Source organism: Mycobacterium botniense (assembly GCF_010723305.1).
Taxonomy (GTDB): Bacteria; Actinomycetota; Actinomycetes; order Mycobacteriales; family Mycobacteriaceae; genus Mycobacterium; species Mycobacterium botniense.
Map to the genome: position 1 here is coordinate 1,903,849 of NZ_BLKW01000004.1, position 19,079 is coordinate 1,922,927.

A 19,079-nucleotide genomic window follows, 5' to 3' on the forward strand; every position below is an offset into this window, starting at 1 on the left:
GCGGTATCAATCTACCGCCGCCGGGCATACGGGTTCCGGCCGGAAAATCAGGTCAGATAGTCCGCCGGCAGCGAGTTGAACATCGCCTTGGTCATCCGCACCGCGGCCTCCGAGCTTCCCCCTCCGACGATCAACGCGGCGAAAGCCATGTCACCGCGGTACCCGGCGAACCAGGAATGCGATCCACCCGCGAATTCGGCCTCACCGGTCTTACCGAATACCGCGCCGCAATCGGCGATGTCCTTGGCGGTGCCATTGGTCACCACCAGCCGCATCATCGGCCGCAGTGCATCGAGCATCTTCGGGCTGATCGGCGTGCTGTTGCCGACGACTGTGGTCGGCCGGCCCTCGATCAGCCGCGGTAACGGGGTTTTGCCCGCGGCCACCGTGGCGGCCACCAACGCCATCCCGAACGGACTGGCCAACACCTTGCCCTGACCGAATCCGTCCTCGGTGCGCTCGGCCTGGTCGACTGTGGGCGGCACCGACCCGGTGACCGTGGGGATGCCATCGACCTCATAGTCGAGCCCGAGGCCGTACTGAGCGGCGGCCTGGGTCAAGCCCCGAGGTGGCATCCGGCTGGCCAGTTCGGCGAAGGTGGTGTTACACGAACTGGCGAAGGCGCGCGACATCGGCACCACACCCAGGTCGAATCCGCCGTAGTTGGTAATGACCCGGTGCCCAATGCCGATTGTGCCGGGGCAGCCCAGCATGGTGTTGGGGGTCGCCATATCCCGCTCGACGACCGCCCCCACGGTAACCATCTTGAACGTCGACCCCGGCGGGTACAGGCCGGTGGTCGCGATCGGGCCGTCAGCGTCAGCGGCGCCGTTTTGGGCGATAGCAAGGATTTCCCCGGTCGACGGTTTGATCACCACGATCATTGCCTGACCGCGCTGGCCGTCCACCGCATGCTGGGCGGCATCTTGCACGGCCCGGTCCAAACTGATCGTGATCGACGGCGCTGGTGAGGGTGGAACCTCGTGCAGCACAGCGACATCCACGCCGTTTTGATTGACGCTGACCACCCGCCAGCCCGGTTGGCCATCGAGCTGGCCGATCACTGCTTTTTTCACCTCGCTGATGACGGCCGGCGCGAAGTGCTCGTCAGTCGGCAGCAGATCGGCCTGGGGGGTGATCAGCACACCGGGCAGGTTGCCGATCGCCGGGGCGATCCGGTTGTTGTCGTCGGCCCGCAGCGTGATCAGATCTAACGGCTGGGCCGACGAGCTGGCCTGTTCGGCGAGCCGCTGCGGGTCCAGCGTGTCGTCGAATGGTCGCAGTGCCTCGACCACCGCGCTGGCCGTCCTGATCAGGTACCCGCCGGCACGGCTGGCGTCGAGCGCGTAGTGGTAGCGATAGCCGGGCACCAACACGTCGGTACCACCGATTTCGTTCACCGACGCGCGCCGCGGAGGATCGGCCCGCAACGCGAACGTCTGGTGCTCTCCCAACCGGGGATGCAATCCGGTGGTGCTCCAGCGGACCTGCCAGCGCCCCTCGTTGCGGGCCATCTTCAGCTGGCCGTCGTACGTCCAGGTTCGGTTTTTGGGCAGATGCCACGTGTAGCGATAGGCCACGCTGCCGGTGTCGTCGGTGTACTTCACCCCGAGCACGTGTGCGTCCAGATGTGTGGCCTGCAGCCCAGCCCAGGCGGCATCGAGCGCTTCGCGGGCGGCGGGCGGGTCATCGGTGAGCTCGGCGCCTTGTGCGGTGTCCCCGGTGGCCAGCGCTGCGAAAAACCTTTCGGCCGCCCGCGCCGGACCCTCGGGACGCGCGGTGCACGACGTCACCGCGGCGGGGAGCGCTACCAGCAGGACAGTGACCACTGATACCAGTGTGGTTTTTGTTGCTGTTGTTGTCATTGAGGCTGATGTTAGGAAATTGTGATGGGGGACCGACGGAGGCGCACCGAAGGGGCGGGTCAGGCGCTGGTGGGGTCGGGTGGTGAGCACGGTGCCGCGATCGATGCCCGCCGGGGCGGACGCCGCCATCGACCGATGTCAGATTTGGTTTCCAGCGATTGATGCGCGATCCGCGGTCATGGTCGGCCGGTTCGTCGCCCTGGGTTATCGTCTCCCCGGCATCGGCCCGTAGGTGTCGTGAACCGTCATGCGGGCGCCGCACGCCCGGCGGTCAGATGCGCAGCAGGCGTTCGGCGTTGCCGTGGGCGATCTTCTCCCGGTCGCCGCCGGGCAGGGTGGTGCGTTCGAATCCGGCGACGGCTTCCCGCGACGATTCGTAGGGGTAGTCGACGGAGAACATCACCGCGTCGGCGCCGACTTCCAGTACGGCGCCGAGCATGACCGCGGGCGAGAATACGCCGCTGTTGGTGAAGACGACGTTGGTGCCAAGGTAGCCCGACGGGGGGTGACGCAGCGGCACGTTGGTTTCGATAAGGCGAGAACGGGAATCGAGCCGGCTGCGCTGAAACGGCAGGAACTCGCCCATATGGCCCAAAATCAGCGTCGCGCCGGGGTGGCGGTCGAATAGCCCGCTGAACAGGATCCGCAGGGCATGACCGCCCGTTTCGGCGGCCCAACTCCACGTCGCCCCGTACAGTTCCGGATGCCCGTCGAGCACTCTCCAATGATCGACCGGCGGTGCGCCCGGGTGCAGATACAACGGCACGCCAAGGGATTCCAGTGCCGACCAGATCTCGTCGTATTCGGGTGCATCAAGGTAGCGCCCGCCGGGCCCGTGCACACAATCGTTGACCAGCGCCCCGCACAACCCCAATTCGGTCACCGCGCGCTCCAGCTCAGCGGCCGCGGCCCCGGATCCTGCAACGGCAGAGCGGCGAAACCGCGGAACCTGTCGGGGTGCTCCGAAATCACTTGGGCTAAATAGTTATTGGCGAAACAAGCGTTGTCGCGGGCCAACCCCGGTTCGATGTCGACCTGCAGACCGGGCACCGTCAGCGACAACACTTGGATGTCGATGCCGGCATCGTCCATCTCGGGCAGCCGGTATTCGGTGAAATCGGTGAGCCGAGGCAGAATCTGCTTGGCGCATTCGGGCTTGAACGCGAGCGGTAGCGCCGGCATGGGTTGCCGCTCGGCCAGCTCGGCGATGAAAAACGCTTCTTCGATTGCGATGTACCGCATCGGCGCTTCCTCACGACGGCTCCGGCGTCCACTCTTATCCCTCACCGCCGGCCCGCGATGGACCCCATACCGCCCGCTGGGCAGTCGACGGCGCGCCATTCACGGGTCAGTATCGTCGGGCCTCAGGCGAGCCGCGCGGGCCGGCCGCATCGGCGATCACCCGGCCGCCCGTGGCGGCGGTCACGCACGCGTCAGGTTCCAAAACCTTGCGATGGAGCGACCACCGTCACCGGTGCCCCGGGACCTGCGCCGAGGCGGCTGGCGGCGAAATCCGCGCCCTGGCTGATCATGCTTCCGTCGTCGGCGTAGGTGTTGTGCGCAGCGAAATTAAGCCCATCGGAGCAGACCGGATCCTCAGGAGCGCATACCTTGATGGTCTTGGCCTGAAAGCGGGGCCCGATAGCGACCGGCGGCTCACCGAGAAAATTCATGGCCCGGGCATTGGGCATCCCGAAAAGCACGACCGCGGCGACGTGGTCCGCCACTTCGGACTGCAGCGGTTTGGGAACGGTCGCCGGGTCGACCCCATCCGGTACCGCGGCCGAGGTGACGAAGCCCATCACCGCCGCACCCTGGGAGTAGCCTCCCAGCACCATTTTGGTCTGCGGGCAGCCCTGGGCCGTCGAGACGATGTGAGCGCCCGCGTCTCTGATACCGTCCAGGCCGGTATTCCACTGGTCGCTGGCGGGGTAGTTGACCGGATACACACTCAGCGACCTGTTGCCGACCCGCGAGCGCAAGGCATCAACGAAGGCCTCGCCCGTGGGACCGACACCAGGTGGCTCACCGGTGCCACGGGCAAACACCACCTCGACGTCGGGGCAGCCCTGGGCCGACGCGGCTGGGAGGGCTGAGCCAGGGAGGGCTGACGCGCCGAGGCCCCACGCTGCAACAACCGCAGGGCCAAAGAACCGGACCATGTTACGTGCACTCATGCCGCAGAAAATGCCCATGCAGACGCTTTTTCAAACGACTATTTTCGGGCGCCCACCCTGGGCGGCGGTGGCATGCAGCGGGCGCATGTCGTTGTTTCTGCTTCGGTTCCAGAGTGTCCATAGCCGGAAACCTTATACAGCACAACGGCTACGAATCCAGCACCGCACGATTGAGCAGCCCACTAACGGCGTGCGCTTCAGTCCAGCAGCACCGTCGCGAACGTGCCAACTTCGACGAATCCCACCCGGGCGTAGGCGGCGCGGGCGACGGTGTTGAAACTGTTCACATACAGGCTGGCGATACGCCCGGTACCCACAATGACCGCTGCCAGGGTCGCGGTGCCCGCGGTGCCCAGGCCTTGTCCGCGCCGCTCAGGATGCACCCAGACCCCCTGAATCTGGCCGACCGCCGGCGACTGCGAACCCACCTCGGCTTTGAACACCACCTCGCCGTGCTCGAAACGCGCCCAGGCGCGCCCGGCTGAGATCAGGCTGGCCACCCGGCGCCGGTAGCCGCGTCCGCCGTCACCCAGCCGCGGGTCCACCCCCACCTCGCTGATGAACATGTCCACGGCCGCCACTAGGTAAGCCTCCAGCTCGTCTGGCCGCACCTGACGGACCCCGGGGTCGATCGCGCAGGCGGGCATGGAGCTCAGCGCCATCAGCGGTTGGTTCTCCCGCACGTCACGAGCCGGGCCCCAGACTGGTTCGAGCCGTCGCCACATCGGCAGGACCAGTTCGGCCCGGCCCACCAGCGACGAACACCGCCGCGACACGCGCATCGCTTCGTCGGCGAAGGCGGTCAAATCGGCAGGACCGCCCCGCAACGGGATCAGGTTGGCGCCGGCGTAGCAGAGTGATTCGTCAACGCCGCGGTACGTCCACAGTTCACCGCCAATCGAATTCGGATCGGTGGTGCCGTGGTCGGCGATTCGTGCGGCCACCATGCACGACCCCACGGGGTCTTGGTCGAAAACACGGCACACCGCTGCGACATCACGCACCACAGACACCCGTCGCTCGCCGACCAGGCGAAAGATGGGTGGAGCCGACATGGTGTGTCTTTCTGCGAGCTGACGGCCAGCCTCGGCTCTTTCAGCTTACGGTCCCTGCAGGCGAACCGCAGACACTTGGGTCCGGACCGTCCGTGCCCCGTTCGGCGGCCAGCCGCATCGCCTCCTCGATCAGCGTCTCGACGATCTGCGACTCCGGCACTGTTTTGACCACTTCGCCCCGAACAAAGATCTGGCCCTTGCCGTTGCCCGACGCGACCCCAAGGTCGGCCTCGCGCGCTTCGCCCGGACCGTTGACGACACAGCCCATCACGGCCACCCGCAACGGCACCTCGAGCCCATCCAGCCCGGCGCTGACCTCATTAGCCAGGGTGTACACGTCGACCTGCGCGCGCCCGCACGACGGGCAGGACACGATCTCCAGCGAACGCGGCCGCAGGTTCAACGACTCCAGGATCTGGTTGCCGACCTTGACCTCCTCGACCGGTGGCGCCGACAGCGACACCCGGATGGTGTCGCCGATACCCTGGGCCAGCAGTGCACCGAACGCGACCGCGGATTTGATGGTGCCCTGAAACGCCGGGCCTGCTTCGGTGACCCCCAGGTGTAGTGGGTAGTCGCACTGGGCGGCCAGCAGCTCGTAGGCCCTCACCATGACGACCGGGTCGGTGTGTTTGACGCTGATCTTGATGTCGCCGAAACCATGTTCTTCGAACAGCGATGCCTCCCACAGCGCCGACTCCACCAGGGCTTCGGGGGTGGCCTTGCCGTATTTAGCCAGGATCCGTTTGTCCAGCGAGCCGGCGTTGACGCCGATGCGGATCGGGACGCCGGCCTCGCCGGCGGCCTTGGCGACGTCGGCGACCCGCCCGTCGAATTCCTTGATGTTGCCCGGGTTGACCCGCACTGCCGCGCAGCCGGCGTCGATGGCCGCGAAGATGTAGCGGGGCTGGAAGTGGATGTCGGCGATCACCGGGATCGGGCTGTGGCGGACAATGTCGGCCAGCGCGTCGGCGTCCTCTTGGCGCGGGCAAGCCACCCGCACGATATCGCAGCCGGCGGCGGTCAGCTCGGCGATCTGCTGCAACGTCGCGTCGACGTCGTGGGTTTTGGTCGTGCACATCGACTGCACCGAAATCGGATAGTCGCTGCCCACCCCGACGTCGCGCAGCATCAACTGGCGCGTCTTGCGCCGCGGCGCGAGGGTGGGCGCGGGCGATGCCGGCATTCCTAAGCCGACGCTCATCATCGTCCCCTTTTCGGCTCGACTACTGAAACAGCCTGATCGGGTTGACCAGGTCAGCGGTCACGGTCAACACCATGTAGCCGATCACCAGCACCAACACTACGTAGGTGGCGGGCATGAGTTTGAGGTAGTTCACCGGCGCCGCAGCGACCATGCCGCGTGCTGAGCGCACTGTGTTGCGGATCTTTTCAAACACCGCGATGGCGATGTGACCGCCGTCGAAGGGCAGCAGCGGCAACAAGTTGAGGGCCGCCAGGATGAAGTTCAGCTGCGCCAAAAAGAACCAAAACGCCACCCACAGGCCGTGATCGACAGTGTCGCCGCCGATGATGGACGCGCCGACCACGCTGATCGGCGTCTCCGGGTCGCGAGGTCCGCCGCCGATGGCGTGCACCAGCGCACCGACCTTGGTGGGAATGGCGGCCAGCGCCTTGCCCAGCTCCACACTCAAGTCGCCAGTGAAGACAAAGGTGGCCGGAACGGCGGAGAACACACCGTAGCGTGTGGGCGGGTAGGTCTTCGGCGCCACGCCGATCATCCCCACTCGCGACGGCGTGGTGCTGCCGTCGATCCAGCGCTGAACGGGTGTGACATCCACCGACACCGTCATCCGGCTACCGTCGCGTTCGACGACGACCGGGGTGGGCCCGGTGTGCTTGCGGATCGCGGCGGCCATCTCGGCAAAGTTAGCCACCGGGGTGTCGCCGACTTTGACGATCACATCACCGGGGCGGATTCCCGCGGTCGCCGCCGGACCGGGGCCGGTACAGGATCTGAATTGACCCTTCGCAACTTCCGGTGCGACACAAGATGTTTCACCGATCACAGCGGCGGTGGGCGGGTGCAGGTTGGGCAGACCCCACAGCACTGCGATGGTGTAGACCAGCACCAGCCCGATAAGGAAGTTCATCCCGGGCCCGGCCAACAGCACTGCGGCACGTTTCCAGGTTGCTTGCCGGAACATGGCGCGGTCACGTTCATCGGGCGCGAGCTCTTCGACGGCGGTCATCCCGGCGATATCACAGAAGCCGCCCGCGGGAATCGCCTTGACGCCGTATTCGGTTTCGCCGCGCCGCGTTGACCACAGCGTGGGGCCGAAACCGACGAAATAGCGGCGCACCTTCATGCCGGCGGCGCGGGCCACCCACATGTGGCCGCACTCGTGCAGCGCAACCGACACCAAGATGGCAAGGGCGAACAGCACAATGCCGAGCGCGAACATCATCGGGTGGGCATAACCTCCTGTGTGACCGCGCGGCGCGCACGTTCGCGGGCCCAGCGCTGCGCGTCGAGTACGTCATCCACGGTAGCGGGCTCCGACGCCCAGTGGTCGGCGGCGTGCAGCACCTCGGCGATGGTGCGCACGATCGCCGGGAAACGGATCCGGCCGGCCAGAAACGCCGCGGCCGCCTCTTCGTTGGCCGCGTTGTACACCGCCGGCAAGCACCCACCGGTCCGGCCGGCGTGCCGGGCGAGCTCTACCGCCGGGAACACCTCGGTGTCCAGCGGCTCGAACTCCCAGCGCGACGCGCTGGAAAAATCACAGGCCGCGGCCGCGCCGGGGATCCGCGCCGGCCAGCCCAGCGCCAAAGCGATCGGCAGCTTCATATCCGGCGGGCTGGCCTGCGCGATCGTCGAGCCATCGGCGAAGGTGACCATGGAATGCACAACCGACTGCGGGTGTACCACGACGTCGATCCGTTCGTAGGGAACCCCGAACAGCAGGTGAGTTTCGATCAGCTCGAGCCCCTTGTTGACCAGCGACGCCGAGTTCAGCGTGTTCATCGGGCCCATCGACCAGGTCGGATGGGCCCCGGCCTGGTCCGGGGTCACGTGCTCGAGTTCGGCGGCCGACCAGCCGCGGAACGGCCCGCCCGAGGCGGTGAGCACCAGCTTGGACACTTCATCGGCGGCGCCGGCCCGCAGGCATTGCGCCAGCGCGGAGTGCTCGGAGTCGACTGGCACGATCTGGCCGGGCCGCGCGGCCCGCAGCACCAGCGGACCTCCGGCAACCAGCGATTCCTTATTGGCGAGGGCCAGCCGTGCGCCGGACGCCAACGCAACCAGTGTCGGGCGCAGGCCCCGCGCCCCCACCAGCGCGTTGAGGACGACGTCGGCCTGGACATCCTCGACCAGGCGGCTGACGGCATCGGGTCCGCGGTAGGTGACGTCACCGATCTTCTCGGCCGCGTGCTCGTTGACGACGGCGATAGTGGTCACCCCGGTCTCGGCACGCTGCCGGGCCAGCAGCTGCGGGTGCCCGCCACCCGCGGCCAGCCCCACCAGCTGAAAACGCTCCGGGTGGGCGGCGATGACCTCCAGCGCCTGGGTGCCGATCGAGCCGGTACTGCCCAGCACGAGCACACGCAAGCGGCGCTCGGCGTGCTCGCCAGCAGGCTGTGTCATCCACTCATTGTGCCGCGCAGCGGCACCGATCTGGAGACCTGTGGTGTATGTCAGAATGTGGACATATCGCCGGTCCGGAGCGGCTCGAAGCGGAGGAATCACCGTGGCCAGTACTGAGGTGCAGCGTGACACCGGGGTCGACATCGCCGAGGTGCCCTCCGCCGAGTGGGGCTGGAGCCGGATCAATCACCGCACCTGGCATATCACCGGTTTTTTCATCGTCGTCTTTTTGCTGTGCCTGTTGCGGGGCAATCACGTCGGCCACGTCGAAGACGGGTACCTCATCGGGTTCGCCGCGCTAGCGCTCGCGATCCTCGTTCGCGACTTTTGGGGACGCCGGCGCGGCTGGATCCGATAACCTGACCCGCGGGGCCGTCAGGCTGCCCGGCCGATGGTGACGCTTCCGGAGCCCGTGCGCACCCGCACCGCCAGAGTGTGGTCATTATGCTCGGAGCCCGCTGACCGCGGCACACGGTTGGTGACCACGCCGGTGCCGGTCATGATGTCGAGCTGAGCGGCGGTGCCTTCGGGTACGCCGATCTCCACCTCACCGCTGCCGGTGCGCACCAGCACCGCGCCGCTGACCGCGCAGGCGATGGCGACCGAACCGGACGAGATCTCGGACCTGACCGTGCCGCACAGCCGCGAGAGCACAAGCGATCCGCTGGCGGCCTGAAACGTCAGCTCACCGTCGAGCACGCCGACGTCGACACCGCCTGACGCGGTGGCCGCCTGCAGCCGGCCGCTGACCGACTGCACCACCAGGTTGCCGCTGGTCGAGGCAAAGCGGATGTCGGCGAATCGGCCCTCGGCATGCAGGTCGGCGGAGGCCACGGCTGCCTGCACGCGCGAGCGTGTGGGCAGCGCGATGTGAATATCGACCGCACCGGTGCGCCGACCGAGAAAGCCGCATTTCGCGGGCGCGACGGCCAATCTGCCGCTCGCGTAGGAGACCCACGCTTGTTCAGCGGACCGAACGTCGGTCCGGCGGGACGCGTCGCGCGGGCAGATCTCGACGACCGTGTCCGCCCGGTCGGTCGCGACGAGCCGGACCGAACCACCGCCGGCTTGGATGGTCGCCGTGATCGGCTGGGGAGTGGCGAAGATGGGCATCGGAGTCTCCTTCGGCAGCGCACCGCGCTGGTGGCGTGGTGGGACCCCGGCCCGCGGCCGCGCAACCGGATCCCCACCGATCGGAGGCCAGCTTACGGCCTCTCCGGCAGCCGGCTGCCCAGTCAGCGGCGTTGGTCCGGTACCCGGCCCCGGTTCAGGCCCGGCGGTGAGCGCTGGACCCGCCGGCGCCGGCGGCCGGCAAGCGCCCCGAGCACCAGCACACCCAGCGCCGCCCCCCACGGCCATCCACCATGCTGGTGGACCCAGCCGGCCAGTGTTGCCTGGATGCGCTCAGCCGCGCTGATGACCACATCCGGAGAGTTCACGCGGGTATCGGCCACCACCCGCACTTCGTAGACTCCGTAGTAGCCCACGTACAGTCCGACCAGTACCAGCAACGCCCCGCCGAGCCGGTTGACCAACGGCAATGCCTGCCGCAGCCGCCCGGCCAGTGCCGAGCTGGCGGACACCGCGGCGACCGCCAGCACACCGACCACCAGCGTGAGGCCGGCAACGTAAGACAGATAGACCGCGACGATGCCAAGCAGAGAGCCACCCCGGAAACCGGCCGCGGTGACCGCTAAGAATGGCGCGATCGTGCATGACAGGGAGGCGATCGCGTAACTGAGCCCGTAGCCATACATCGAGCCGAGCCGAGCCGTCGGGGCCCAAGTGCGTCGGGAAAACCTGAGGGTCAGTGCCGTCAGCTCCCGGCCGAGCAGCAGCCAAACCCCCAGGGCCACAAGCGCAATGCCGACCAAAACGGTCAGATACGGCAGATACCGCTGCACGGTCGCGGCCGCCGGTATGGTGAGGGCACCGAACACCCCGAACACGGTCACGAACCCCAGCGCCATCCCCACAGTGGCCGCCAGCGCGCGGGCAAGAGCGGCCAGCCTGCCCGGCCCGGCGGCGTCCGCCCGATCTTCCCCGGCGCCCGCTCCGCGGACCACCAGCACCAGGTATGCGGGCAGCATGGCGAAACCGCACGGGTTCAGGGCGGCGACCAGCCCGGCAGCGAACGCCAACCCGACCAGTCCGCGGTCCACAACGGGTTCAGGCGGTAAGCGCGGCTACCCGGTCGGCCAGCTCCTGCTGCGGCATCGCGGTAGTGGGGTTGTTGACAAATGTCGATGATCCGTCGCGGCGATAAAACACATAAGCCGGCTGCCACGGCACGTTGTACCGGGCCCAGATCGCCCCATCGGCGTCATTGAGATTGGTGAAGTTCAGGTTGTACTTCGAGACGAAGTTCTGCATCGCCGCGAGATCGGAGCGGGCGGCGATCCCCACGAAGGTGACCGCCGGATTCGCGGCGGCCACCTGGCTGACCCCCGGAGCCTCAGCGTTGCAGATCGGGCACCACGGCGTCCAGAACCACAGCACAGCCGGCTTACCCTGCAGACTTGCGCCGTTGAACGGCGCACCGGTGAGGGTCGTGCCGGTGAAATTCAGGCGGTCGTCGGTCGCCAGTGACCGCGGCGGGCTGCTCGCAGCGAACAGCAGCGCTGCGGTGAGCACAGCCGGGACGCCCATTTTGACCACAGAGAGCAGGCAGATTTTCATCGGAACCTCTTTTGCTAGGCCTATGCCCAGAGTGACGCAATTCGCCGCCTAAAGCGATACCATTGGCACCAATCGGGTGCGCTGACGCCGGGAGGCGGTGTCGGCGGCCAATTGCCCGCAAGCGGCGCTGATCTCGCGTCCGCGGGTGTCGCGTACCGTGCACGGCACCCCGTGAGCGCGGACCCGGCGGACAAACTCGCGCCGCACGGCTTTGGGGCTGGCCTTCCAATTGCTGCCCGGGGTGGGATTGAGCGGAATCACGTTGACATGCGCTAACGGGCCGAGGACCCGACGCAACCGCTTGGCTAACAGCTCGGCTCGCCACGGTTGATCGTTGACATCGCGGATCAGCGCATATTCGACAGAGACGCGCCGACCGGTGGTGTCAGCGTAGTGGCGGGCGGCGTCCAACACGTCGCTGATGTTCCAGCGCGTGTTGGCCGGAACCAGGGTGTCACGCAGCTCGTCGTCGGGCGCGTGCAGCGACAGCGCCAACGTCAGCGCGAGCCGCTCGTCGGCGAGCTTGCGGATGGCTGGAGCCAAACCCACGGTCGATACCGTCACCGCGCGCGCCGAAACCCCGAAGCCGGCCGGTTCGGTGATGCGGCGCACGGCCGCCACCACTCTGGCGTAATTGGCCAGCGGCTCCCCCATGCCCATAAAAACCACGTTGGACAACCGGTCCCCGAAATCATCGCGCAGCGTCGCCGCGGCGGCCCGCACCTGCTCAAGGATCTCGGCGGCCGACAGATTTCGGCTCAGGCCGGCCTGCCCGGTGGCGCAGAAGGGACACGCCATCCCACAACCCGCCTGCGAGGAGACGCACACCGTGGCGCGCTGCGGATAGCGCATCAGCACCGACTCGACCATGGTGCCGTCAACCGCACGCCACAACGTCTTGCGGGTCTGGCCGGAATCACAGGCGACTTCCCGGACCGCGGTGAGCAAATTCGGGAACAGCGCCGCAGCAAGCCGATCACGAACCCCCGCCGGCAGGTCGGTCATCAGCCGCGGGTCGGCGATCAACCGACCGTAGTACTGATAGGCGAGTTGTTTGGCGCGGAACGCGGGCAGACCCAGCTCCGCGACGGCCGATTCCCGGCCGGCCGCGTCCAGGTCGGCAAAATGCCGCGGCGGGACGCCGTCCAACCGTGTACGGTGTCGCGCCTCAAACCCCAGCTGTCGGACCATGACGTATCTAGTATCTGCCGTCCATGGCCCAGCTCAGGCCACCAGCGTCAAGACTATCCAGGCCGCCACTCCCGCCGGCAAAAACCCGTCGAACCGGTCTAGCACACCCCCGTGTCCGGGTAACAAGCTGCCCATGTCCTTGATCCCGAGATCCCGCTTGAACTGCGATTCCACCAGGTCGCCCAGGGTTGCGGTGATCACCAGCACCACGCCGAGCACGACACCCACCCATACCGGTTTGCCCGTCAGGTAAGTCACGCTGAGCGTGGTCGCGGTGATCCCAAACACCAAAGAACCCGCAAGACCCTCCCACGACTTTTTCGGGCTGATCGCCGGCACCATCGGGTGCTTACCGAACAGGACGCCCATCGCGTAGCCGCCGACATCGGAGCACACGACGCCCAACGCGAGGGAAAATGCCCTTCCGGCCCCGTCGGGGGGATAGATCAGCAACGCGGCGAAGGACGCGAAGAGCGGCACCCAGGCCGCGAGGAACACGGTCGCGGAGACGTCCCGGAGGTAGTTCGTCGGGCCGACGGTGTCGTCACCGCGTGCGGCACCGTGACCGTGGCGGCTCAGCAGCCGCCACATCATGCACACGAGGACGGTGCCCCCGAACCCGGCCAGCGCGCCGCCCGCCCGGAACGGCCAGGTCAGCCACACGGTGGCCTGACCACCGAGCACGAGCGGAATCACGGGAATCACAAACCCGGCGGCACGCAACCGCCGCGTCACCTCGAGGGTGCCCAGTAAGACCCCGACAGCCACTACCGCAATCCAGCCGTATGGCTTTGCGTAGAGCAGACTCGCGATAACAGCCCCACCCAAGAGCACCCCCACCGCAATCGCCACCGGCAGATTGCGGCCGGCTCGCGATGCTTTCTTGATGCGCTGCGCCGGCTTTTTGGGCGGGACGCCTGCGCCGGTATCGGTGCCTGCCACGGACCTGATGTGCTGGACGGCCTTAGACCTCCAGCAGCTCGCCTTCTTTGTGTTTGACCAGTTCGTCGATCTGGGTGACGTACTGGTGGGTCGTCTTGTCCAGGTCTTTTTCCGCCCGGCCAACCTCGTCCTCACCGGCCTCGCCGTCCCTGCGGATGCGGTGCAGTTCCTCCATCGCCTTGCGGCGGATGTTGCGCACCGACACCCGCGCTTCCTCACCTTTGTGTCTGGCCTGTTTGACCAGCTCACGGCGGCGTTCTTCGGTCAGCTGCGGGACGGCTACCCGGATGAGGGCGCCGTCATTGGTGGGATTGACCCCCAGGTCAGAGTTGCGGATGGCTTTTTCGATGGCACCCAGCTGCGCCGATTCGTACGGCTTGATGACGACCAGCCGCGGCTCGGGCACGTTGATGCTGGCCAGCTGGGTGATCGGGGTGGGCGCGCCGTAGTAGTCGATGGTGATCCGCGAGAACATGCCGGGATTGGCCCGACCGGTGCGGATAGTTGCCAGTTCGTCACGGGCCACCGCCACCGCCTTTTCCATTTTCTCCTCGGCGTCGAAGAGAGTCTCCTCAATCATGGCGCCGCTCCTCCTCATCGCTGTGCTCTGCATCGTCGCCGACGCGGATCACGGCATTCTCCCTTCAGGTGGTGACCAGCGTTCCGATCTTCTCACCGGCGACCGCCCTGGCAATATTGCCGTCGGTCAACAGGTTGAACACCAGGATTGGCATACCGTTGTCCATGCACAGGCTGAACGCGGTGGCGTCGGCCACTCGCAGACCACGGTCGATGACCTCACGATGGCTGATCACGCTGAGCAGTTCGGCGTCGGGATTTTGCCGCGGATCCTCGGCGAACACCCCGTCGACCGCTTTGGCCAGCAAAACCACTTCTGCGCCGATCTCCAGCGCCCGCTGCGCGGCCGTGGTGTCGGTGGAGAAGTACGGCAGCCCGATACCGGCCCCAAAGATGACCACCCGTCCTTTTTCGAGGTGTCGGCGCGCGCGCAAAGGAAGGTACGGTTCGGCCACTTGGCCCATGGTGATGGCTGTCTGGACGCGGGTGACAATGCCTTCGCGCTCAAGGAAGTCTTGCAGCGCAAGACTGTTCATGACAGTGCCTAACATTCCCATATAGTCCGATCGGGCGCGCTCCATTCCGCGCTGCTCCAGCTGCGCACCGCGGAAGAAGTTGCCGCCGCCGATCACAACCGCCACCTGCACGCCGCTGCGCACCACTTCGGCGATCTGGCGGGCAACGAGTGACACCACATCCGGGTCAAGCCCCACCTGTCCGCCGCCGAACATTTCGCCGCCGAGTTTGAGCAACACTCGCGAGTACTTGGGCCGGCTCGCCGGCTGGCCGGCGAGGCATCCGTCATCCGGCGGGAACGCTCGTCCCCCGTCGGGGCTGGTCGGCTCCGTCATCAGACTCCTCGCATGGCAGAACGCCCTCGGTGATCACCACCCAGGACGGCATGTTCCATCCTGCCTCATCGCCGCGCCGTCGCACGGGATGGGTCTGCTTTGCTCCACACGGCGGCTGCGCCCACCATGCTGCGCGGGAACTGCGCGGGAAGGTTGTGTGGGGGTTATGTCATCGGCGGGGCGGCGCGGTCGCGGTGCAGGCGACTCGGTCGACGAAGCCCACGGCGATCGGCGCGCCCCCGGTGCGGCACAGCATCGTGACCGCGGACTGCCCGCGGTCACCGGCCCCGCAACGCCTGCTCGAAAGTGGGGTAGATGTCGAGGATACTGTCGAGCTTTGTCACTTCGATCGGCCGCACCACATGGGCGTCGCTGGCCACCAGCCGAACCGGCGTACCACTGGCCTTGCCTTTCTTGTGACAATCCAGTACCGCATTCATACCCGCGCTGCCGAAGAAGGTCACGGCCTGCAAGTCGATGATGATCAGCTGCGCCTGACCTGTCGCGGCAAGATCCAGCGCGGCCGTCAGATGGGAGCCGAGCTCACCGACGGTGCTGGAATCGATTTCACCCCGTGCCCGCACGACGGCGGCGTTGCCTTCCAGTTCGTGCCGGACCGTCAGCAATTCCATCGCTCGTCCTCCTGGGGTTCCGCTGGGAGCCCTCTGCTTGACTGCACCAGCCACCTGGCGAGGGGCCGCATTCGCGCCGCCGCCGATAGAGACGATCGAGCTTAACTCGCGCGGGCCGCGGATAGCCGATGAGTTTCCCTTCCACGACCCGTTGAGCGGGGCGGCGTGGGGGAACCGCCGCCGACGGTCGGCTGTGGTCGGCGCCGATCCGTTCCCGGATATCGGCGCGTGGTGAGCCCTACCCGGTCCCGTGTTCGCCCGGCACTGCGGCCAGCACCGGTGCGGTCTCACCAGAGCCCACCCGCGCGGGATGGACGTCCCGATGCCCACGCCACGGCCAGCACCGCGCCGAGCAGTGGCCCCGCGGCATCGGGGGATGCCTCAGGGGATGCATCATCGGTGGTGCGAGCGGTTACCGAGTGCATCCGACCGGGTGGGCGCCGAGATACCGACGACCGGGAGGCGATCCCCCTCGGGGCGACAACAGCTCAGGCCAGAACGACGGGGATTGACGAAATCCGTTTCGACATCACGTTTTATCGTGTGGACACTGCACCAGTGACGAACCCGTCATTCGGTGCCCGGCGGTGACGGCGCCGACCGTCGTCCGGCCGTGCGGGACGCTTGTCAGTCAACGTTGTCGTAGTCCCCTGTTGCCGGCCAGTTTTCGTTTTATCGCCAAGGCATTGGGCGGCGCGCCACGCACTGTGGTTCTCCCCGACACGCACCGATGCTGGCGAATGCCCGCCGGCGCGCGGTGTGGGACGGCGGCTCACGAATGCCTGCACGATAGCCGATGTTTGAGCACACGACACAAGGGGAATCCCGCCGGGCACGGCGCGGAGTTCTACGGGCCAAGCAGGCGGCTCGGCCACGCCGAGGAAGCGATCACGTTAATCGGTGCCGAGCCGAAAGCGCTCAGAGCACAGGCACCGACAAGGAGGGCTCATGGCCGAGCAGAAAAAGAGCGGACCCGAAGAGGCTGTACACGGCGTCGTCGAGGACGTTAAGGGCAAAGCTAAAGAAGCGGTGGGAAATATCACCGGTAGAGACGACCTCGCGCGTGAGGGTAAAGCCCAGCAGGACAAGGCCCAAGCGCAGCGGGATGCCGCCAAGAAGGAGGCCGAAGCCGAATCGGCCCGCGCCGCCGCTGCTGCGTCGGAAATGCGCCAAAAGTTCGAGCAGCACTAGCTTGCCGGAGAGAAGGGGCCCGGTCCGTCAACGGACCGGGCCCCTTCGCCGTTCAGCCCGCGGCGCGCCTTTTGTCACCGTGGTCGATGCACAAGTCGGTACAAAAGGCGTTGCAACAGTTGATATGAGAGCTTCAACGAACGATTGGATACTACGTTTTCACGAGTCGTGTCCGACTACATCGGATGATCGCGCGGCAGGCGGAGCAGCATCGGGAACGACTATGGAGCCCAGCGCTACGCACCACCGCCGGATCATGGCCGCACGGCCAGGACCACCCGGCCAGGGCACGGCCGCCCGGCTTTCCCGTTTCCAGCCCTGCCCGCAGCCGGTCCACAACCGCCTGGTCTACCGCATCCGTTGCCGGCGAAAACGACCTCCCCGCACCGCTAGTCGGCGCGGGGAGGTCAGCCACCTCGGCTGCTGGACACGTAGAGCCGGTGAGTGACCCGGACGACTAGGTGGTCCAGATGAGGACGTCTTGGACCCCATCGTTGTAGACGACACCGTCCGGCGGTGCGCCGGTGACGTCAAAGTAGATCTTCCCGCTGCTCTGCTCCCCCTGGACCAGGGGCGCTGGACTGATCCCATCGGGTGCCGGCACCGTGTCGATGACCCGATAGGTCTGACCGTTGGCCGCCCGGGCGTTGAAGTCGGAGATCAGCGGGGTGACGGTGCCGCCATCGGAGCGGGCTGTGACATCGGCCTGGTACAGTTTACCCGCCGGGGTATAGCCCGGCAGCACTGCAGTGCTGGGCTGGAGATGGCTCACTGTGTACGCCGTCACCATCGGACCGTCAAAGAGCTGTTCGGCGGTGCCGAACTTTTGGATAGCGGGCTGCGCCGCAGCTGTTGCGGCGGTGAAAACACCTGCGGCCGCAAGGGCAGCGGCTCCGGTCGCCGTTTTCACTGCCGTGGTGATACACCTCACGCGCTTACTCCTTTCTCGGGTACGTCATGCGAGTGTGTCGTTGAAGCGCGAACTGCCCGTCAAGGTGGACACATCACTCGCACTTAATCGGCGGCTACCCTGCGATGCTGTTGTCAAAACACCACCCGGCCCATGGCGCCGTAACCAGGCACTCCGGCGGATGAGCAGCGCTGCGGGTCTTTCCGGTACGGGAGCGAAAGGAGTAGTTGTGGCTTTGCCCTGGCCGGGCGATAGTGATAAGGCGATCTCACACGTTCCGCAGACATCGCCGGCCGGGCGGCGTCTCATCCCCTTAACCAGGTAATGCGTAGCGAACGGGCAGCGGTTCTGGCCCGAGCGCGATTCGCTCGCGGATGGCGCCGGTCCGCACGTCGATGTGGCAACCGAGCAGGAAGGTGCTTGTGGTGATGGCCGGAGACTCCGACGCTTCGCCCGGTCACGTTTCCGCGGCGCAACCCGTCAAACTAGCAGCCGGCCAACGGCCGGATCCCGATGACGAACTCCGTGATATCGACCTGGTCATCGGTCTGGGCGAACCACAGCGCGTGGGCCGGTTCCGATTTTTCCTCGACGGCCAGCGCTGGGAGTGGTCGGATGCAGTTGCCCGCATGCACGGCTACCAGCCGGGATCAGTGGTGCCCACCACCGAATTGTTGCTGCACCACAAACATCCTGACGACCACCAGCAAGTCACAGCAGCTTTGGAAGGAGTCCTTCGAGGCGAGCCGTTCAGCAGCCGGCACCGCATCGTCGATGCGGCCGGGCATACCCGCTGGGTGGTCGTCGTCGGCGACCGGATGCTCGACGACAGTGGCGCGGTGATCGGCACGTCGGGGTTCTACGTCGACGTCACCGAGTCGCTCCAGTCCGACGTCAGCGCCGCGGTGTCTCAAGTCGCCGACTCGCGCGCCCGCATCGAACAAGCCAAGGGTGTGCTCATGGCGGCCTACGGCATCAGCGCAGAGCGAGCGTTCGACATCCTGGTGTGGCGTTCACAGGAGACCAATATCAAGGTGCGTGAGCTTGCCGGCCGCTTCCTCAATGCAATCGGCGGCAACATGTCCGGTGACACAACCAGCCGTATCGATCACGCGCTACTCACCCTGGAAAAGCCGGCGACCGACAGTTCGCGGCACAGCTAACCCGTGGGGTCAGAGCTGCGGGCAACTGAGAGGGCCGACGGCCGGTCACCCGACGGCCCCACACCTTTGTTTCGGGCTTGCCCGCCAGCGCTCAGACCGGCAATGTCTGCACCGCAGGCAGATTGACCGCTCTGAGCGCAGCTGGGCTCAATGCTGATCCTTGTTGCGGGATTCCCGCCGATGCCACAATGGGCGCAACAGTGTCGCGACTTCCCCGGCGCTGGATGTTTCGAC

General features: G+C 66.6%; 20 protein-coding genes. 3 read left to right on the forward strand and 17 right to left on the reverse strand.

Annotated features, from left to right (window positions below; all coding sequences use genetic code 11):
* Positions 1-47: 47 nt before the first annotated feature.
* The 8 genes from G6N08_RS18790 to dxr all read right to left on the reverse strand — a co-directional run bounded on the left by G6N08_RS18790 (position 48) and on the right by dxr (position 8,707).
* Entirely contained in the window at positions 48-1,865 is a 1,818-nt protein-coding gene (locus G6N08_RS18790; RefSeq protein WP_163759877.1) for a penicillin-binding transpeptidase domain-containing protein, read from the reverse strand.
* A 271-nt stretch (positions 1,866-2,136) separates the two neighbouring features.
* Positions 2,137-2,760, reverse strand: coding sequence for an amidohydrolase family protein (locus tag G6N08_RS18795; RefSeq protein WP_246216872.1), 624 nt, complete (start codon positions 2,758-2,760; stop codon positions 2,137-2,139).
* Positions 2,745-3,107, reverse strand: coding sequence for an amidohydrolase family protein (locus G6N08_RS20380; protein ID WP_218033401.1), 363 nt, complete (start codon positions 3,105-3,107; stop codon positions 2,745-2,747). Before G6N08_RS20380 ends, G6N08_RS18795 begins: the two co-directional genes overlap by 16 nt.
* Positions 3,108-3,298: 191 nt before the next feature.
* Positions 3,299-4,060: a cutinase family protein gene (locus tag G6N08_RS18800; protein WP_163759880.1), complete on the reverse strand. Its 762-nt coding sequence runs from the start codon at positions 4,058-4,060 to the stop codon at positions 3,299-3,301.
* A gap of 179 nt (positions 4,061-4,239) precedes the next feature.
* The gene (locus tag G6N08_RS18805) at positions 4,240-5,097 is read right to left on the reverse strand and encodes a GNAT family N-acetyltransferase (protein ID WP_163759883.1); all 858 of its coding nucleotides are present in this window, start codon (positions 5,095-5,097) and stop codon (positions 4,240-4,242) included.
* A 40-nt stretch (positions 5,098-5,137) separates the two neighbouring features.
* Positions 5,138-6,301, reverse strand: a complete 1,164-nt coding sequence (ispG, locus tag G6N08_RS18810; RefSeq protein ID WP_163759886.1) for a flavodoxin-dependent (E)-4-hydroxy-3-methylbut-2-enyl-diphosphate synthase — start codon at positions 6,299-6,301, stop codon at positions 5,138-5,140.
* A gap of 22 nt (positions 6,302-6,323) precedes the next feature.
* Positions 6,324-7,526, reverse strand: a complete 1,203-nt coding sequence (locus tag G6N08_RS18815) for a M50 family metallopeptidase (RefSeq protein ID WP_163759889.1) — start codon at positions 7,524-7,526, stop codon at positions 6,324-6,326.
* Positions 7,523-8,707 (reverse strand): 1-deoxy-D-xylulose-5-phosphate reductoisomerase, encoded by a 1,185-nt coding sequence (dxr, locus tag G6N08_RS18820; protein ID WP_163759893.1) that lies wholly within the window; start codon positions 8,705-8,707, stop codon positions 7,523-7,525. Before dxr ends, G6N08_RS18815 begins: the two co-directional genes overlap by 4 nt.
* 103 nt (positions 8,708-8,810) lie before the next feature.
* On the opposite strand from dxr, the gene G6N08_RS18825 reads away from it, so the two are divergent.
* Positions 8,811-9,065 carry a DUF2631 domain-containing protein gene (locus tag G6N08_RS18825; RefSeq protein ID WP_163759896.1) on the forward strand — a complete coding sequence of 85 codons (255 nt, stop codon included), beginning with the start codon at positions 8,811-8,813 and terminating at the stop codon, positions 9,063-9,065.
* Positions 9,066-9,082: 17 nt separating this feature from the next.
* Here G6N08_RS18825 and G6N08_RS18830 read toward each other — a convergent pair whose 3' ends face one another.
* The 8 genes from G6N08_RS18830 to G6N08_RS18865 all read right to left on the reverse strand — a co-directional run bounded on the left by G6N08_RS18830 (position 9,083) and on the right by G6N08_RS18865 (position 15,581).
* Complete coding sequence (locus tag G6N08_RS18830) at positions 9,083-9,820, reverse strand: DUF4097 family beta strand repeat-containing protein (RefSeq protein ID WP_163759899.1); 738 nt, start codon at positions 9,818-9,820, stop codon at positions 9,083-9,085.
* Between the two features lie 122 nt (positions 9,821-9,942).
* On the reverse strand, positions 9,943-10,869 hold the full coding sequence (locus G6N08_RS18835) for a cytochrome c biogenesis CcdA family protein (RefSeq protein WP_163759901.1): 927 nt from the start codon (positions 10,867-10,869) through the stop codon (positions 9,943-9,945).
* Between the two features lie 7 nt (positions 10,870-10,876).
* Positions 10,877-11,386 (reverse strand): disulfide bond-forming protein DsbE, encoded by a 510-nt coding sequence (gene dsbE / locus G6N08_RS18840; protein WP_163759904.1) that lies wholly within the window; start codon positions 11,384-11,386, stop codon positions 10,877-10,879.
* 48 nt (positions 11,387-11,434) lie between these two features.
* Positions 11,435-12,577 carry a dual-specificity RNA methyltransferase RlmN gene (rlmN, locus tag G6N08_RS18845; RefSeq protein WP_163759907.1) on the reverse strand — a complete coding sequence of 381 codons (1,143 nt, stop codon included), beginning with the start codon at positions 12,575-12,577 and terminating at the stop codon, positions 11,435-11,437.
* Between the two features lie 33 nt (positions 12,578-12,610).
* On the reverse strand, positions 12,611-13,519 hold the full coding sequence (locus G6N08_RS18850; RefSeq protein ID WP_246216810.1) for a phosphatidate cytidylyltransferase: 909 nt from the start codon (positions 13,517-13,519) through the stop codon (positions 12,611-12,613).
* Positions 13,520-13,541: 22 nt separating this feature from the next.
* On the reverse strand, positions 13,542-14,099 hold the full coding sequence (frr, locus tag G6N08_RS18855) for a ribosome recycling factor (protein WP_163759910.1): 558 nt from the start codon (positions 14,097-14,099) through the stop codon (positions 13,542-13,544).
* Positions 14,100-14,163: 64 nt separating this feature from the next.
* Positions 14,164-14,949, reverse strand: a complete 786-nt coding sequence (gene pyrH, locus G6N08_RS18860; RefSeq protein ID WP_163759913.1) for a UMP kinase — start codon at positions 14,947-14,949, stop codon at positions 14,164-14,166.
* 278 nt (positions 14,950-15,227) lie between these two features.
* A complete protein-coding gene (locus G6N08_RS18865) occupies positions 15,228-15,581 on the reverse strand; it encodes an STAS domain-containing protein (protein ID WP_163759916.1) in 354 nt (117 codons plus the stop codon).
* A 948-nt stretch (positions 15,582-16,529) separates the two neighbouring features.
* Between G6N08_RS18865 and mbp1 the strand changes: the two genes are divergently transcribed.
* Positions 16,530-16,772 (forward strand): microaggregate-binding protein 1, encoded by a 243-nt coding sequence (gene mbp1 / locus G6N08_RS18870; protein ID WP_163759919.1) that lies wholly within the window; start codon positions 16,530-16,532, stop codon positions 16,770-16,772.
* A 457-nt stretch (positions 16,773-17,229) separates the two neighbouring features.
* Here the strand turns inward: mbp1 and G6N08_RS18875 are convergent, their stop codons facing one another.
* On the reverse strand, positions 17,230-17,703 hold the full coding sequence (locus tag G6N08_RS18875; RefSeq protein ID WP_163759921.1) for an MPT63 family protein: 474 nt from the start codon (positions 17,701-17,703) through the stop codon (positions 17,230-17,232).
* A 407-nt stretch (positions 17,704-18,110) separates the two neighbouring features.
* On the opposite strand from G6N08_RS18875, the gene G6N08_RS18880 reads away from it, so the two are divergent.
* Positions 18,111-18,845 (forward strand): PAS and ANTAR domain-containing protein, encoded by a 735-nt coding sequence (locus G6N08_RS18880; RefSeq protein ID WP_163760904.1) that lies wholly within the window; start codon positions 18,111-18,113, stop codon positions 18,843-18,845.
* Positions 18,846-19,079: the final 234 nt, after the last annotated feature.